This is a genomic window from Streptomyces chartreusis (assembly GCF_008704715.1).
GTDB classification, from domain to species: domain Bacteria; phylum Actinomycetota; class Actinomycetes; order Streptomycetales; family Streptomycetaceae; genus Streptomyces; species Streptomyces chartreusis.
Genome location: NZ_CP023689.1, coordinates 945,531 through 959,007 on the forward strand (window position 1 = coordinate 945,531; position 13,477 = coordinate 959,007).

The 13,477-nt window shown below is 72.1% G+C and carries 14 protein-coding genes; 4 read left to right on the plus strand and 10 right to left on the minus strand.

Features of this window, described 5'->3' with window-relative positions; genetic code table 11:
• Positions 1–217 precede the first annotated feature (217 nt).
• Entirely contained in the window at positions 218–871 is a 654-nt protein-coding gene (locus tag CP983_RS04060; protein ID WP_150498565.1) for a phosphoribosyltransferase, read from the plus strand.
• A gap of 54 nt (positions 872–925) precedes the next feature.
• A complete protein-coding gene (locus CP983_RS04065) occupies positions 926–1,498 on the plus strand; it encodes a GNAT family N-acetyltransferase (RefSeq protein WP_150498566.1) in 573 nt (190 codons plus the stop codon).
• Between the two features lie 20 nt (positions 1,499–1,518).
• Here CP983_RS04065 and CP983_RS04070 read toward each other — a convergent pair whose 3' ends face one another.
• Positions 1,519–2,298, minus strand: a complete 780-nt coding sequence (locus tag CP983_RS04070) for an SDR family NAD(P)-dependent oxidoreductase (protein ID WP_150498567.1) — start codon at positions 2,296–2,298, stop codon at positions 1,519–1,521.
• A 129-nt stretch (positions 2,299–2,427) separates the two neighbouring features.
• Here CP983_RS04070 and CP983_RS04075 point away from each other — a divergent pair, with 129 nt between their 5' ends.
• The gene (locus CP983_RS04075) at positions 2,428–2,991 is read left to right on the plus strand and encodes a hemerythrin domain-containing protein (protein WP_150498568.1); all 564 of its coding nucleotides are present in this window, start codon (positions 2,428–2,430) and stop codon (positions 2,989–2,991) included.
• A 61-nt stretch (positions 2,992–3,052) separates the two neighbouring features.
• On the opposite strand, the gene CP983_RS04080 is transcribed toward CP983_RS04075, so the two are convergent.
• The 4 genes from CP983_RS04080 to CP983_RS04095 form a co-directional block, all read right to left on the minus strand.
• Positions 3,053–3,577 carry a hypothetical protein gene (locus CP983_RS04080; RefSeq protein ID WP_125524297.1) on the minus strand — a complete coding sequence of 175 codons (525 nt, stop codon included), beginning with the start codon at positions 3,575–3,577 and terminating at the stop codon, positions 3,053–3,055.
• A 166-nt stretch (positions 3,578–3,743) separates the two neighbouring features.
• Entirely contained in the window at positions 3,744–4,850 is a 1,107-nt protein-coding gene (locus CP983_RS04085) for an NAD(P)/FAD-dependent oxidoreductase (protein WP_150498569.1), read from the minus strand.
• A gap of 151 nt (positions 4,851–5,001) precedes the next feature.
• Positions 5,002–7,215 (minus strand): catalase/peroxidase HPI, encoded by a 2,214-nt coding sequence (katG, locus tag CP983_RS04090; protein ID WP_150498570.1) that lies wholly within the window; start codon positions 7,213–7,215, stop codon positions 5,002–5,004.
• A gap of 24 nt (positions 7,216–7,239) precedes the next feature.
• Positions 7,240–7,689 carry a Fur family transcriptional regulator gene (locus CP983_RS04095; RefSeq protein WP_093748167.1) on the minus strand — a complete coding sequence of 150 codons (450 nt, stop codon included), beginning with the start codon at positions 7,687–7,689 and terminating at the stop codon, positions 7,240–7,242.
• Positions 7,690–7,889: 200 nt separating this feature from the next.
• On the opposite strand from CP983_RS04095, the gene CP983_RS04100 reads away from it, so the two are divergent.
• The gene (locus CP983_RS04100) at positions 7,890–9,260 is read left to right on the plus strand and encodes an alpha-lytic protease prodomain-containing protein (protein ID WP_107908429.1); all 1,371 of its coding nucleotides are present in this window, start codon (positions 7,890–7,892) and stop codon (positions 9,258–9,260) included.
• 77 nt (positions 9,261–9,337) lie between these two features.
• On the opposite strand, the gene CP983_RS04105 is transcribed toward CP983_RS04100, so the two are convergent.
• From CP983_RS04105 to CP983_RS04125, 5 genes are read right to left on the minus strand one after another with little or no spacing between them, the layout of a single operon-like run.
• The gene (locus CP983_RS04105; protein WP_150498571.1) at positions 9,338–10,450 is read right to left on the minus strand and encodes a serine hydrolase domain-containing protein; all 1,113 of its coding nucleotides are present in this window, start codon (positions 10,448–10,450) and stop codon (positions 9,338–9,340) included.
• On the minus strand, positions 10,447–11,367 hold the full coding sequence (locus CP983_RS04110; RefSeq protein WP_150498572.1) for a DUF6895 family protein: 921 nt from the start codon (positions 11,365–11,367) through the stop codon (positions 10,447–10,449). Before CP983_RS04110 ends, CP983_RS04105 begins: the two co-directional genes overlap by 4 nt.
• The gene (locus CP983_RS04115; RefSeq protein ID WP_229914631.1) at positions 11,364–12,380 is read right to left on the minus strand and encodes a DUF6895 family protein; all 1,017 of its coding nucleotides are present in this window, start codon (positions 12,378–12,380) and stop codon (positions 11,364–11,366) included. The genes CP983_RS04110 and CP983_RS04115 overlap by 4 nt, the downstream gene beginning before the upstream one ends.
• Positions 12,377–13,075, minus strand: a complete 699-nt coding sequence (locus CP983_RS04120) for a hypothetical protein (protein ID WP_125524292.1) — start codon at positions 13,073–13,075, stop codon at positions 12,377–12,379. The genes CP983_RS04115 and CP983_RS04120 overlap by 4 nt, the downstream gene beginning before the upstream one ends.
• A 22-nt stretch (positions 13,076–13,097) precedes the next feature.
• The gene (locus CP983_RS04125; protein WP_030958898.1) at positions 13,098–13,280 is read right to left on the minus strand and encodes a hypothetical protein; all 183 of its coding nucleotides are present in this window, start codon (positions 13,278–13,280) and stop codon (positions 13,098–13,100) included.
• Between the last annotated feature and the right edge of the window lie 197 nt (positions 13,281–13,477).

Consider the following 13,477-nt stretch of genomic DNA (forward strand, 5'->3'; position numbering starts at 1 on the left):
GCGCTCTGAGTGGCGCATACGCAGCCCGGCGTACCGGCCACAGTTGAATCGTCATCAATTTGGGTTGTCGGAGTTCGGCGTACGGGTGCAGAGGAGTCGAGGATCGGTCGGGCCGGGGGGCCGCTCCGGAAGTCGGCCGCTTTCCGCGGTGCCGCCCGTTTCCCCGTAGGCCGGGCCGGGCACTCGGCGGCTGCGCAGATCGGGAGGGAGGAGTCCCGTGCCATTCCCCGACCGTACCCACGCCGGACAGGCGCTCGGCCTGCGGCTGGTCGAGTGGGCCGGGCCGGACCACCTCGGCAACGTGCTGGTGCTGGCCCTGCCCCCGGGCGGCGTGCCCGTGGCCTCCGAGGTCGCACGTGCCCTGCACGCCCCGCTCGACGTGCTGATCGCCGGCGAGATCAGCACCCCGATCCGGCCGGAGACGCCGATCGGTGCCATCGTCGCCGACGACCCGCCGCTGTACGACCGGCGGAGCCTGGCCATGATGCATCTGTCCGAGGACCGGCTCGGTGACGTCGTCGTGCACCGGCGCAACGAACTGCACCGCCTCGAATACCTCTACCGCGGCCGCCGCCCGCCCCCGTCCGTGGGCGGACGCACGGTCGTCCTCGTCGACGACGGCCTCACCACCGGCCTGACCGCCACGGCCGCGCTGCGCTTCCTGCGCCGCCACGGCCCGGCGCGGCTCGTCCTGGCGGTCCCCGTCGGTGCCGCGCGTACCGTCACCGCCATGCGGCCCGAGTGCGACGACCTCGTGTGCCTCGAACAGCCGCCGGGCCTGCACATGGTCGGCGAGTGGTACGAGGACTTCGGCCAGGTCCCCGACCTGCAGATCACGAAGACACTGCACGCGTTCCACGCCACGGCGTGACGCGTCTTCGGGCCGGCCTCGGCGCCCGCGCGGGTCCCGTGAAAGGGTGATGCCATGGCCATAGAAGTCCGCCCGGCATCCGTCTTCGAGGACGTACGCCCGGTCCTCGGCCCGAAGTCGCCCACGGCGAACGTCTGTTGGTGCCTGAGCTACCGCATCCCCTCGAAGTTGAACAACGAGCTGTTCGGACCGGCCCGTGGCGAGTACGTCGCGGAGCTGTGCCACGCCGATCCCCCGCCGGGAGTGCTCGCCTACGACGGTGACGAGCCGGTCGGCTGGGCCGCGGTGGCGCCGCGCTCGGCCACGTCCTTCGCCCGCAACCGCAAGATCCCGCACATCGACGACCTGCCGGTGTGGTCGCTGTGGTGCGTCCGCGTCCGCCCCGGCCACCGCAAGCAGGGCATCAGCCACGCCCTGATCGCCGGAGCGGTCGAGTTCGCCCGCGACCGGGGTGCCCCGGTGATCGAGGCGTACCCGCTCGACAACGGCGACGCCCGGGTCGACCTGACGATGGCGTACGCCGGCATCCGCAAGAACTTCGAGCGCGCGGGGTTCGTGCATGTCGCCGACACGACCTCGGTGCTGGCCGGTCATCCGCGGATCCTGATGCGGCTCGACCTGCGCTGACCGGCCGGGGCCGCACGGGCTCAGTGGACCGAGAACCCGCCGTCCACGAAGATCGACTGTCCGGTGACGTAGGCGGAGGCGCTGCTCGCGAGGAACACGGCCGCGCCTGCGAAATCCTCGGCGAGGCCGTTGCGCCCGACCATGGTGCGCGCGGCGAGCGCCGCCACCTTGTCCGGGTCGGACGACAGGCGGGTGTTGAGCGGCGTCATGACGAACCCGGGCACGAGCGTGTTGCAGGTGACGCCGTACGGCGACCACGCCTCAGCCTGGGAGCGGGCCAGCGATTCCAGCGCCCCCTTGGAGACGCCGTAGGCGCCGCTCTGGACGAACGCGCGGTGCGCCTGCTGCGAGGTGATGTGGATGATCCGTCCGAAGCCGCGCTCGGCCATGCCGGGTCCGAAGCGCTGTCCGAGCAGGTGGGGCGCGTCGAGGTTGAGGGCCATGGTGGTGTCCCAGACGTCCTCGCCGAGCTCGCCCATCGGGGGCCGCAGGTTGATCCCGGCGCAGTTCACCAGGATGTCGGGCTCGCCGAACGCCTCCACGGCGGCCTCGGCCGCGGCGCGCACGCCGTCGCGGGTGCCCAGGTCCGCGCTGACCCGGGCCGCGCGGCAGCCCACGGCCTCCAGCTCGCCGACGGTCACGGCCAGTTCCGCCTCCCTGCGGGCCACGACCACGACGCTCGCGCCCGCCCGGGCGAGTGCCTCGGTGATGGCGCGGCCGATGCCGGAACTGCCACCGGTCACCACGGCGACCCGGCCTTCCAGCGAGAACAGTTCGGAGAGGTATGCCTGCGAGCTCATGCCCGCACCCTAGGCCGCACACGCACGGTGCCGACGCCCGGGGCGGTGTCGTGTGAGCCCGCCCGCTACGGGCACTCGATGCCCACGGCGGCCCGTCCGGGCCGCCGACCGGGACTGGAGGTGGCGAACATGGGTCATGGCGGGAACGTCATCGACGAGCTGATGACCGATCACGGTGAGGTCGAGGAGCTCTTCGGCCGGATAGAGGGGCTCGCGCCCGGCAGCGCGGACCGCAAGCTGTACGCCGACCAGGTCACGATGGAGCTGGTGCGGCACTCGGTGGCCGAGGAGGCCTATCTGTACCCGGCCGTGCGGCGGCACGTGGCGGGCGGCGACGCGATCGCCGACCGGGAGATCGAGGACCACTCCACGGCCGAGCGCATCATGAAGGACCTGGAGCGCTGCGACGCAGGTGATCCCGAGTTCGACCGGCTGATCGGGATGCTGATGTCGGAGGTCCGCTCCCACATCGCCGACGAGGAGGGGAACCTCTTCCCGCAGCTCCGGGCGGCCTGTCCGCCGGACGCGCTCGACGACCTCGGCGACAAGGTGCGCCAGGCCAAGAAGGTCGCGCCGACCCGGCCGCACCCGGCCGCCCCGGACAAGCCGCCGGCCAACAAGCTGCTGGCGCCCGGCGCCGGACTCGTCGACCGTCTGCGCGACGCGCTGACGGGCCGCGGCAAGAAGGCCTGAGGCCCCCTCCGGATCTGACGCGGCGTGAACTCGCGTCCTCCGCGGGCGCCTTGCGTCCGTCTCAGGCGATCAGCGCCTGCCCCGGGCCGAGGAGTTCGTCCAGTGCCGTGCGGTGCAGGGCCGCCACGGGGGCGAGGAGGTCGGGGTGGCGCAGCAGGGCGGCCGCCCGGCGGTCGTCGGCGTCGGGGGACAGCAGACGCCGGAATTCGACCGGGGCGGCGGCGAGGCCGCCGTCGGCGACGGTGGCGACCGCGAGCCTGGCCAGGTCGGCGTCGATGAGCAGGCAGGCGGCCCAGCTTGCGACGACCTCGTCGACCCAGGTGCGCCAGGCGAACTCGTCCGGATCCTCGTGCGCGGCGGTGTCCGCGCCGGTGATCCAGTCCAGTCCGGCCGAACCGCCGGGGCCCGCCATCCGGACCAGCGCGGCGTCGGTCGGCGTCGGGTAGCGCAGCCAGGCGGCGACCGTGACCGCCTGGCGGGCCTGCACCTCGCCCAGGGCGGCGGCCAGGGCACCGCCGTACGCCGGGTAGGAGCGGGTCAGCCACTGGGTGGTCGCCGCGATGAGCGGGGAGAGGTCTGCGAGCACTGCCGGACCGTCCGAGGTACTGGCGATGGGCGAAGGCCATCAGGGGAAGGGGGGTCCCGAAAACGGTAACCCGGCCGCCCCGGCGCGGAACATGCCCGCGATCTCACCGGCGGCGTGGCCTCCCCCACACCGGGCCGGCGTGTTCAGGCCGCCAGGGCGACGGCGCTCACGCGGCGCTGTATCCGAGCTGGCGCCTCATGTAGGGCGTCATCAGGTTCTTCGCCTTGGCCACGGTCGTGGTGCGGCTGCCGAGGACGGCTGATTCGCCGCCCGGCACCGGCAGGACCGTCACACCGTCGGCCGCGCCGAACGGGACGATGAGCGGGGTGCGGTGCATCGGCCGGTAGAAGCGGGGCTGCTTGCGGTGCTTGCCGTTGCTGTTGAGGTAGGCGCGGATGTTGTGGGCGGCCAGGTCGGCCTGGGCGAGCGCGGCCGGGGTGATCTTGAGGTCGGTCGCGTCATTGACGTCGCCGACCGCGAACACGTCCAGCCAACCCCGGAGGCGGAGCGCCTCGTCGACCTTGACGTGGCCCGTGCCGTTCAGCCAGTCGCCGTGTCCGGCCAGCCGCAGCCAGAGGGTGTTGGGCGTGGTGCCGGTCGCCCAGAAGGAACGATCCGCCTCGATGATGTTGCCGCGGGCGTCGCGGTAGGTGCCGAAGTCGTTGCCCGGGGACATGAAGGAGTCCAGCCACACCTGCACGTCGTGGGACTCCAGCCAGCCCCGCGCCTTGCGTCCGGCCCGCGCGCTGCCCGTGGCGTGCAGCAGTTCCGGCCCGGAGTGCGCGAGGGTGACCCGGGCGCCGGGCCGGGCAAGGCGTATCTCGGCGGCGAGTTCCACGCCGGAGGGCCCGCCTCCGACGACCAGGACGTGCTCGGCGGTGGCGATGTGCTGCTGGTGCGTGGCGAAGGACTTCGCCGCCTCCTCGGTGGTGGTGCCGCTGAAGCGGGCCGGCTCGGGGTAGTCGGCGCCGGTCGCGATCGCCAGCACGTCGTAACGGAGCCGCTCGCCGGTGCCGAGGACGACCTGCCGCTCGCCGGTGTCGATGCGGACCGCCTTGCCCACGGCCACGCGGCCGTTGCGAAGCAGCCGGTCGTAGGGGATGAACGGGCTGTGCGACCAGTCCGGACGCACTCCGGCGCGCAGGGCGGCGATGCGGTGGAAGAAGACCTCTTTGCGGTCCACCAGCGTGACCCGCGCGGTCGTGTCGAGCCGCTTGGCCAGACGGACGCCGGCGTAGCCGCCGCCGATCACCACTACGTCGCCGTCAACCACGCCGAGTCTCCTGAAACCTCGTTCGGCCTCTGTCCGGATTCGGCGAGCCTATAGCTTGAAATCTAAATAATTGATGGTGCGGGGTGTGCGTTCTGTGAAAGACGTCCGGGCCGACCCCAGCGGGCCGGCCCGGACGTCTCACGGGGACTGATCAGACGAGGTCGAACCGGTCCAGGTCCATGACCTTGGCCCAGGCGGCGACGAAGTCCTTGACGAACTTCTCCTTCGCGTCGTCGCTCGCGTAGACCTCGGCGAGGGCGCGCAGCTCGGAGTTGGAGCCGAACACGAGGTCGGCACGGGTGCCGGTCCACTTGACCTGGCCCGAGGCGTCACGGCCCTCGAACGTGGTCTGGTCCTCGGAGGTGGACTTCCACGTCGTGCCCAGGTCGAGCAGGTTGACGAAGAAGTCGTTGGTCAGCTTGCCCGGGGTCTCGGTGAGGACGCCGTGCTTGGACCCGTTCTGGTTGGCACCCAGGACGCGCAGACCGCCGACCAGGGCGGTCATCTCGGGGGCGCTCAGCGCGAGCAGGTTGGCGCGGTCCAGCAGCAGGTACTCGGCCGGCAGGCGGTTGCCCTTGCCGAGGTAGTTGCGGAACCCGTCGTACGCCGGCTCCAGCGCCGCGAACGACTCGACGTCCGTGTGCTCCTCGGTCGCGTCGACACGGCCCGCGGTGAACGGCACCTCGACCGTGACACCGGCGTCCTTCGCGGCCTTCTCCACGGCGGCGGAGCCACCGAGGACGATCAGATCGGCCAGGGAGACCTTCTTGGCGCCCGAGTTGAACTCGCCCTGGATGTTCTCCAGGGTGCGCAGGACCTGGGCGAGCTCGTCCGGGTCGTTGACCTCCCAGCCGCGCTGCGGCTCCAGGCGGATACGGCCGCCGTTGGCACCGCCGCGCTTGTCGCTGGCGCGGTGCGTGGCTGCGGACGCCCACGCGGCCTTGACCAGCTCCGGGACGGTCAGACCCGAGTCGAGGATCTTGGCCTTGAGCGCGGTCGCGTCGGCGGCGTCGATGGCCTGGCCCTCGGCGGCGGGCAGCGGGTCCTGCCACAGCAGGGTCTCGGCCGGGACCTCCGGGCCGAGGTACAGGGACTTCGGGCCCAGGTCACGGTGGGTGAGCTTGTACCAGGCGCGGGCGAAGGCGTCCGCGAACTCGGCCGGGTTCTCGTGGAAGCGCTTCGAGATGGGGCCGTAGATCGGGTCGAAGCGCAGCGAGAGGTCCGTGGTGAGCATCGTGGGCAGACGCTTCTTCGACGGGTCGTGCGCGTCGGGGATGATCTCCTGCGCGTCCTTGGCCACCCACTGGTTGGCGCCGGCCGGGGACTGGGTCAGCTCCCACTCGTAGCCGAAGAGGATGTCGAAGAAGTCGTTGCTCCACTGGGTGGGCTTGGTGGTCCAGGTGACCTCCAGACCACTGGTGATCGCGTCGCCGGCCTTGCCGGAGGCGTAGGTCGACTTCCAGCCCAGGCCCTGCTGCTCCATGTCGGCGGCCTCGGGGTCGTTGCCGACCGCGTCGGCCGGGCCGGCGCCGTGGGTCTTGCCGAAGGTGTGGCCACCGGCGATCAGGGCGACGGTCTCCTCGTCGTTCATCGCCATGCGGCGGAACGTCTCGCGGATGTCGCGGGCCGCGGCGATCGGGTCCGGGTTGCCGTTCGGGCCCTCGGGGTTGACGTAGATCAGACCCATCTGGACGGCGCCGAGCGGGTTCTCCAGCTCACGGTCGCCGGTGTAGCGCTGGTCGTCGAGCCAGGTGGTCTCGGGACCCCAGTACACGTCCTCGTCGGCCTCCCAGACGTCGGCGCGGCCGCCGCCGAAGCCGAAGGTCTCGAAGCCCATCTGCTCCAGGGCGACGTTGCCGGTGAGGATCATGAGGTCGGCCCAGGAGATGGACTGGCCGTACTTCTTCTTGACCGGCCACAGCAGACGGCGGGCCTTGTCGAGGTTGCCGTTGTCCGGCCAGCTGTTCAGGGGCGCGAAGCGCTGCTGACCGCGGCCGCCACCGCCGCGGCCGTCGCTGATGCGGTAGGTGCCGGCGCTGTGCCAGGCCATACGGATCATCAGCGGGCCGTAGTTGCCGAAGTCCGCGGGCCACCAGTCCTGCGAGTTGGTCAGCACCTCGGCGATGTCCTGTTTCACGGCCGCCAGGTCGAGGGCGTTGAACGCCTCCGCGTAGTCGAAGTCCGCACCGAGCGGGTTCGCGACGACGGGGTCCTTGGCGAGGATCTTCAGGTTGAGCCGTTCCGGCCACCACTGACGGTTGCCGCCGCCCTGCGTGGGGTGCGCGGCGCGACCGTGCGCGACGGGGCAGCCACCGGTGCCCTCAGTCTTCGCGTCAGTGACGATCGCATCGGGGTTCTCAGCCATGGGAAACCTTCCGAACTAGGTGGATCACAGTGCTCGGGGTGCACTGTTGGCGGTGGAGCAGTCGGGGCACAGGCCCCAGTAGATGACCTCGGCCTCGTCGATCGCGAAGCCGTGGTCGTCGGACGCGGTCAGGCAGGGCGCCTCGCCGACCTCGCAGTCGACGTCGGCGACGACACCGCAGGAGCGGCACACGATGTGGTGGTGGTTGTCGCCGACACGCCCCTCGAACCGGGCCGGACTCCCGGCCGGTTCGATACGACGTATGAGTCCCGCCGCGGTGAGCGCGTGGAGGCCCTCGTACACGGCTTGCAGGGAGACATGACCTACGCGATCACGCACCCCGGAGGCGATGGCCTCGACACCGAGGTGGTCGCCGGCCCGGACGGCGTCGAGCAGCGCGACACGCGCCGCGGTCACCCTCAGGCCGGCACCGCGGAGCTCCTCGGCGGGGGTCGGAGTCTGGGATGCGGTCATGCGGCCAACCTACCTCTGCAAACACGAACGATTCAAGAAAACGAACGATGAAACTCTGGTGATCGTCCCGCTGGCGCACATGGCAGCCAACGGCACCCCCCAAAGCGCTAAAAATCATCTTTTCTGACATTGGCGCATGTCTTTGCGTCAAGGCCTCCATCTGGTCGGAATCCCACGCGTACTCGATGGAGGCACATCGCATGCTCCTCAGACATACCGCGGCCGGTCGCCGCGCCGCCCTGACCGCTCTCGGCGCCCTCGTGCTCACCGGCGTCACCACGGCCGCCACGGCCGCGCCGCCGCCGGCGCCCGCGTCCACCGCAGCGCAGACGCTCGGTGCCGACCGGCCGCCGGCCGCGGTGGTGCGCGCCATGGAGCGTGACCTGAAACTCAAGCCGGGACAGGCGGCCGAGCGGCTCGTCAACGAGGCGGAGGCCGGGGTCCGCGCGGGGCGCCTGCGCAACTCGCTCGGCAAGCGCTTCGCGGGCGCTTGGCTCCGGGGCGCGACCTCCGCCGAGCTCGCGGTCGCGACGACGCACGCCGACGACGTGACCGCGATTCAGGCGCAGGGCGCGAAGGCCGTCGTCGTCAAGCACCCCTTGAGCGAACTCCAGGCCGTCAAGGAGAAGCTGGACAAGGCCGCGAACGGCGCCAACACGCGTGACACACCGGTCTGGTACGTCGACGTGCCGACGAACCGGGTGGTCGTCCGGGCGGTCAAGAAGCCGGCCGCGACCGCGTTCATCAAGGCCGCCGGTGTCCAGGACAAGGGCGTGACCGTCCTGGTGTCGGCGGCACGGCCGCGGCCGCTGGCGGACCTCGTCGGCGGCGAGGCCTATTACATCGAGGGCTCGGCGCGCTGCTCCATCGGGTTCTCCGTCACCAAGGACACCCAGCAGGGCTTCGCCTCGGCGGGCCACTGCGGCAACGCCGACGACTCGACCACCGGGTTCAACATGGCGGCGCAGGGCACCTTCGAGGCGTCCACGTTCCCCGGCAAGGACATGTCGTGGGTGAGCGTGAACAGCAACTGGACCGCAACGCCGGACGTGAAGGGCGAGGGCGGCCAGCGGACGCAGGTCACCGGCTCGGTCCAGGCCCTTGTCGGCGCGTCGATCTGCCGCTCCGGTTCCACCACGGGCTGGCACTGCGGGACCATCGAGCAGCACGGCACAAGTGTCAGCTACTCCGAGGGCACCGTGAACGGCGTCACCGAGACGACGGTGTGCGCCGAGCCGGGTGACTCCGGCGGCCCGTACATCTCCGGCTCCCAGGCGCAGGGCGTGACCTCGGGCGGCTCGGGCGACTGCACGAGCGGCGGGACCACCTTCTATCAGCCGGTCAACCCGATCCTCAGCGACTTCGGTCTGGTCCTGAAGACCGCGACCGCGCAGGCCGGCTCCCCCGCGCCGGCGGACAACGGGGCGGCCACCGCATGGGCCGCGGGCCGGGTCTACGAGGCCGGCACCACGGTGACCCACGCGGGCGTGCGCTACCAGTGCATCCAGAGCCACCAGGCGCAGGGACGCTGGTCGCCGGGTGCCACCCCGGCCCTGTGGCAACGGCTGTAGGCGGATACAGGAGTCGTACGGCTTCCGGTGCGGGGCGCGAGCCCCGCACCGTTCGTCTTTCCGACGGTGCGGCCCGGTCACTGGTCGGCCAGCAAGGCGTACGCGGTGGCGATGAAGGCGTCGCGGGAACGGAAGCGGCGGGTGCACAGCGCGGCCAGGGCGGTGCCCGTGTCGGGCCTGAAGCCCAGGAAGGCCTGCTGGCCGAGGGTCGCCCCGCTGTGGAAGTACAGCGGCCCGCCGTCCGTGGGGTGCCGGAACCAGGCCATCGTGTGCACGTGCCGGTGGCCGAGGCCGCGGCGCAGTACAGGGGTGCGGACCGCGCTCAGGGCTCCGGCCAGCGGGGAGCCGGCCGGGTCGAGGTGGGCCTCCAGGAACGTCAGGAGATCGTGCGGTGTCGCGCGAACCGCGCCGGCCGCCGCGAAGCCTCCGGCGTCGAAGGCGAGCGCGGGCGTGCGCCCGTCCTTGCCGTGGCCCACGGCGTCGGTCTTCGGGTCCTCCGGCCGCAGCGCGGTGCCGTCGAGGCCGAGCGGGCGCAGCACATGGGTGCCGAGGAGTTCCTCCCACGCCGTGCCGGCCGCGCCGGCGAGGGCGTGACCGAGGACGGCGACGCCGAAGTTGGAGTACTGCCAGCGGGTGCCGGGCCGGTGCCGGGGGCGGTGGCGCAGGAAGGCGTCGACCACCCGCTCGGCGGGGTAGCGGCCGTAGGGGTTGGTGCGCCAGGCGGGCAGTGCGCGCCGGTAGAAGTCGGCGGGCAGCGTGGGCAGTCCTGCCGTGTGCGTGAGGAGGTGCGCGAGGGTCGCCGGGGACGCGCCGGTGCGGCGCCCCGGGTCGAGCCAGGCGGCGGCCGGCTCGCCCCCGGTGAGCACGCCGCGCCGGATGAGCCGGGCCAGCAGCAGCCCAGTGAACGTCTTCGAGGCCGAGCCGATCTCGTACCGCAGGTCCTCCCGGGGCACGGGAGGGTGCGGGGTGCTGCCACCGCAGTGCAGGGTGCGCCGACCGTTGCGGGAGACGGCGAAGACCACGTCGGGCGCGTCGATGGCCGCGACGGCCCGCGCCGCACGCTCGCGCAGGGCGTCCTCGGCGTCGGCCGAAGTGGGCCGGCCCGTACCGGCGTTGCCGAGGACGCCGCCCTCGGCCGTCGCGTCCGTGTCGTCGTCGATGCCCGGCCAGGGCGACGGACCGGCGGTCATGTCGTCGCGTGGGTCAGTTCGGACAGGGCCCGCGAGGTGGCCAGGAACGAGGCGAACGCGGCGACCAGGGTGGGGTGGTACACCATGTCGAACAGCTCGTCCGGCTCGCCCTCCGGCATCGACCGTACGGCCGGCATGGCACCGTCGGCCTGCTGCGCGGCGGCGAAGCCCTCCCAGCCCCGCTCGTCCAGCGTCGGCCGCGGCAGACAGGCGTCGACGACGAGGAGTTCGCCGAGCAGGTCCCAGCGCTTCAGGTCCAGCCAGTCGTCGATCCAGACCGGCAGCCAGGTGGCGAGGTAGTCGGCGATCTCCGGCGGCAGCGCCTCCGGGTGCGCGCCCCAGTCGGTGAGGTGGAACACCGTGTGCGTGACGTCGTAGGCGATGTGCCCGCTGACCGTCCACGGCTCGGGCCTGCGGGCGAGCCAGGTCGGAGCCACGAGGGCCGACTCGGGCGGGCGCGGCGTGAGGCCGAAGCGGCGCTGGAACGCGGCCAGTCCGAGGCGCCGGGTCGGGTCGAGTTCGAGGGCCGCCCAGCTCTCCAGCCGGTGGTAGAGCACGGTCGCGCGCTCCACCTCGGGCTCGCTGTACCCGAGTTCCTTGTACGGCAGGTACACCTCGAAGGGGATGGGCGACATCGGCTCGATGCGCTGGCCGCGCGCCAGCATGCGACCGCCGTCCAGGGTGTGCCGCCAGGTGTGGTCGAGCAGCCGCCGGGCCAGGTCGGCCTGCCGGGACCCGGCGACGCCCTCGCGGAACAGCACCCGGCAGATCAGGGCGAGTTCACCGACGGGCTTGAAGCGTTCCAGGAAGCCGATCTCCGGATCGACGTCGGGCTCCAGGCGGAACCCGTCGCGGTGGGCCCACAGCCACTCCAGGGCGCGCACGCCGACGGTGTGCATCAGACGGGTGTCGGTCATCCGGGCACTCCTTGTCCGTCGTGGCGGGTCCGCGCGCGGCCCGCTCGCGATCGGTGACCGTCACCGCCCGCGTCGATGTCGTCGTCGCCCTCGTCGGTGAGGCGCTTGACGGTCTGTGCCGCCGCGAAGGCGGCCATCAGGGTGGAGTGGTAACAGCGCAGGAAGTCCGGCTCCGGGCCGGCGGCGTCGGCGCCGGGGCCTTCCTGCGGCAGCGCGCCGGAGTCGTACTGGGCCCCCGCGATGCGGGTCCAGGCGGACCGGAAGGCCGGCAGGTCGGGCGGGGCCGGCAAGCTACCGGCCACGACCAGCAGTTCGCAGCTCAGGTCCCACATCGTGGCGTCCAGGCAGGTGTCGAGCCAGGACGGCAGCCAGTGGCCCAGATAGGCGGCGAGGTCGGCGGGGACGCCGGTCGGGACGCGGCCCCAGTCGGTGAGGTGGAAGACGACGTGGGTGAGCGCGTACCCCGAGGAGCGCTCGAACGTCCAGGGCTCCGGCAGGCCGCCGAGCCAGGTGCGCCGCAGCACCTGGGCGGACTCGTCGGGCCGTTCGATGCCGCTGCGCCGCTCGGCCTTCAGCACGCCGAGGCGGCGGGTGGGTTCCTGTTCGGTGAGCCGCCAGCCCCGGGTGCGGGCCGTCGTGGTGGCGGCCGCCTCGTACCCGGGGTGCCGCAGCCCGGCCGCGGCGAACACCGAGTAGACCTCCAGGGGGTAGGTCGCGAAGGGCTCCGACCGCTGGAGGCGGAGGAAGAGTTCGCCGCGGCCGGTCTGCTGCCAGGCGAACCGCAGCAGGTCCGACGCGCACCCGTGCAGCGGGTCCGACGGCGGCAGGTGCGTCCGTACGCTCTGGCAGGTCTGGGCCAGTTCCCCGAGTGGTTTCCAGGTGACGTCGACGTGGGCGTCCTCGGTGAACGCGTCCTCGTCCAGCGCGAAGTCGGCGGTGTGCGCGGACAGCCAGGCGAACGCGGCGGCGCCCACCTCGCGGATGTCCCCGACGCCCATGGCGGTCGCCGTCATACGAGTGCTCCGGCTGCCCGCATGACCCGTGCCGCCTGCACCTGGAGGGTCACCCGGGGATCGCTGCCGCCCATCAACTCCACGAAGTCCAGGCCGGTTTCGAGGCCCAGCGTGTCCGGTACGCCGTCCAGCAGGGTCAGCCAGCGCCCGGCGCCGGCCGCCTGTTGCCAGTCCCTGCGGCGTACCGCCCTCACGAAGCCCCGGGCCACGTCGACCGGGCGACGACGGGCCGCGCGGGCCACGGCGCAGTCCTCGCCGGGCAGGGCGAGGGGTGCCAGGACCGCGAGTTGGTGGGTCAGTGTCTGCCACGGCGCCTCGTCGAGCCAGTCGGCTCCGGGTTCGGTGTCGTGGTCGCCGGTCGGGGGTGGGTCGAACCGCACCAGGGTGCGGCGCATGGCCCAGTGGCTCCACAGCACGGTGGGTGCCGCGTCGGGACGCGGCGGGAATGCCTCCACCGTTCTGCGGAACGTCTCAAGTGCCTCCGGGGCGGGCGGAGTCGGGAAGAGGACGTGCGGCAGCAGCAGATCCGCTCCCACCACGCGTACGGCCGCGAGGGCCATGCCTCCTTCGACGTCGTTCATCGCCGCGGTGCCTGACATGCGCACGTGGTCTCCGCCCCGAAGGGCGGAGACCACGTCGGACGCAATGTCCTGCACAGCGCCCTGCAAGAGGGCCGAAGTGCCTGACTGCTCCATTCAGTCGCTCCCGTTCGTCCGCTCAGCCCTTCTTGGGGCGAGGGGTCGGCGGGGACAGCAGCAGCTTGGTGTCCGCGGAGAGCAGCGCCAGTGCTGCGCACTCGCGGCTGTCGCGGAAGACGCCGTCGGGTTCGGCCGGGTCGAGTGCCGCTTCGAGGTCGGTCCGCACGCCGGTCGTTTCCTCGATCGCCTTGATGGAAGGCATATCACCATCTCCTCTGGGGTCAGCCATAGCCTCCACAACCAAGAGCACCACACAGTCACAAAGCGCGCATCTTTTCCCACAGGGCGCATACGCCACTTGTTCAACAGCGCGGGATCCGGGCGCGCGGGCCCCCACAACGGGGCCGCCCGGACGCCCCGAGGCACCGCAGGGCCGCCCGCCAGGTATCCGTCCGGGGA

What these genes read in the sequence shown, in the direction of transcription:
- CP983_RS04115 (WP_229914631.1), bottom strand. Translation starts at nt 12,380, where the DNA reads ATGACGGCGACCGCCATGGGCGTCGGGGACATCCGCGAGGTGGGCGCC.
- CP983_RS04105 (WP_150498571.1), bottom strand. Translation starts at nt 10,450, where the DNA reads ATGACCGCCGGTCCGTCGCCCTGGCCGGGCATCGACGACGACACGGAC.
- CP983_RS04070 (WP_150498567.1), bottom strand. Translation starts at nt 2,298, where the DNA reads ATGAGCTCGCAGGCATACCTCTCCGAACTGTTCTCGCTGGAAGGCCGG.
- CP983_RS04075 (WP_150498568.1), top strand. Translation starts at nt 2,428, where the DNA reads ATGGGTCATGGCGGGAACGTCATCGACGAGCTGATGACCGATCACGGT.
- CP983_RS04125 (WP_030958898.1), bottom strand. Translation starts at nt 13,280, where the DNA reads ATGCCTTCCATCAAGGCGATCGAGGAAACGACCGGCGTGCGGACCGAC.
- CP983_RS04110 (WP_150498572.1), bottom strand. Translation starts at nt 11,367, where the DNA reads ATGACCGACACCCGTCTGATGCACACCGTCGGCGTGCGCGCCCTGGAG.
- katG (WP_150498570.1), bottom strand. Translation starts at nt 7,215, where the DNA reads ATGGCTGAGAACCCCGATGCGATCGTCACTGACGCGAAGACTGAGGGC.
- CP983_RS04095 (WP_093748167.1), bottom strand. Translation starts at nt 7,689, where the DNA reads ATGACCGCATCCCAGACTCCGACCCCCGCCGAGGAGCTCCGCGGTGCC.
- CP983_RS04065 (WP_150498566.1), top strand. Translation starts at nt 926, where the DNA reads ATGGCCATAGAAGTCCGCCCGGCATCCGTCTTCGAGGACGTACGCCCG.
- CP983_RS04120 (WP_125524292.1), bottom strand. Translation starts at nt 13,075, where the DNA reads ATGGAGCAGTCAGGCACTTCGGCCCTCTTGCAGGGCGCTGTGCAGGAC.
- CP983_RS04100 (WP_107908429.1), top strand. Translation starts at nt 7,890, where the DNA reads ATGCTCCTCAGACATACCGCGGCCGGTCGCCGCGCCGCCCTGACCGCT.